Genomic DNA, 1,560 nt, shown 5'->3' with positions numbered 1-1,560 from the left:
TTCCAAAGAAAAAGTGGCAGCATTTTTAGCAAATCCATCAGAAGCAACTTTGAATGCAGATCCATTGTATACTTTGTCTAACGATATCTTGACACATTTCAATACAAGAAGCGACGCAGTTATCAAAGCACAAAACGATTTTGGATCATCCTTTAGATTATTAGTAGAAGGTTTGCGTGAGTCAAAAATTGCCACAATTGTATATCCTGATGCAAATTCTACCTTACGTTTATCATATGGAAAAGTACGCTCACTACCAGCTGACAAACGCAATGATGCCAAAGTAAACAACTACACAACGCTTGACGGGCAAGTAAAAAAATATAAAAAAGGCGATCAAGAATTTGACCTTCCTGTTCGTTTGCTTGAAATGCACAAAAACAAAGAGTTTGGTCGTTATGCAGACAAAGATGGTTCGCTTCACGTAAATTTTTTAACAGATAATGATATTACAGGTGGAAATTCAGGCTCGCCAGTTTTAAACGGAAAAGGAGAACTTATTGGTCTTGCTTTCGATGGAAATATCGAAGCAATGGCTGGCGATGTTATTTTCGACAAAAAACTGCAAAGAACAATCAATGTTGACATTCGTTATGTACTTTGGGTAATAGAAAATTTCTCAAATGCAAAACATATTGTAGACGAAATGACAATTGTAAAATAGTTTAAAATTTAAAATCTAAAAATCCGTTTCAAATTTTTTGAAGCGGATTTTTTTTTGGAGCAAATCTTTTGGGCTTTATCTGCAATCCATATTCCTGCCCTTACTACAATCTGTTTCGTAAAAAAACGAAACAGGATTTCCACTCGGTCAGGGCTAAGGATAAATCATATACCTTTTTTAGACATTTATATTTATTTCATCATCAAAAAATTATAAATTAACACGTTTTTAAAATAAAAATGTAATCCAATAAATATAGTTTCCTTATTTTTGAACAATGAAATATATATTATTACTTTTTTTAATTTTTTCTATCAATATGTCCGCTGAAACCAATTTTGAAAAAGCACAAAAACTTTTTGAACAAGGAAAGTATTTGGCTGCACAACCTTTGTTCGAAGAATATTTGAAAGAAAATCCAAATCATACCAAAACGACAGAATATTTGGGAGACATTGCTGGAAACCAAAAAAAGTGGGACAAGTCTATGACTTACTACAAAAAAATAAAGCTACAATTTCCTAAAAATGCTAATTATTGGTACAAATACGGCGGCGCATTGGGAATGAAAGCCAAAGAATCCAATAAATTCAAAGCTTTGGGGATGATTGATGAAATAGAAACCGCTTTCATAACAGCAGCAAAACTTGACTCTAAACATATAGAGACGCGTTGGGCTTTGGTAATTTTATATCTTGAATTACCAGGAATTATTGGTGGAAGCGAAAAAAAATCTCAAAACTATGCCGACGAATTGATGAATATTTCAAAAATAGATGGCGTGATGGCAAAAGGTTATATCGAAGAATATTTTAAACGATACAAACAAGCCGAAATTTTTTACAAGCAAGGAATTGAAATCACACATTCCAAAACAGCCTTTAAAAAATTGATTG

The 1,560-nt window shown here is 32.5% G+C and carries 2 protein-coding genes; both read left to right on the top strand.

Going from position 1 to position 1,560, the window contains the following annotated elements; genetic code table 11:
• Nucleotides 1-664 (top strand): S46 family peptidase (locus RMN92_RS14375; RefSeq protein ID WP_309610132.1); only part of this gene is annotated, 664 nt, incomplete at its 5' end.
• Nucleotides 665-941: 277 nt separating this feature from the next.
• A partial coding sequence (locus RMN92_RS14370; protein ID WP_309610131.1) for a tetratricopeptide repeat protein occupies nucleotides 942-1,560 on the top strand: 619 nt, incomplete at its 3' end.

It is taken from the genome of Flavobacterium sp. (genome assembly GCF_031363805.1).
GTDB lineage: Bacteria > Bacteroidota > Bacteroidia > Flavobacteriales > Flavobacteriaceae > Flavobacterium.
The sequence above is the reverse complement of the archived record's forward strand: the minus strand, read 5'-3'. Positions and strand labels throughout refer to the sequence as shown.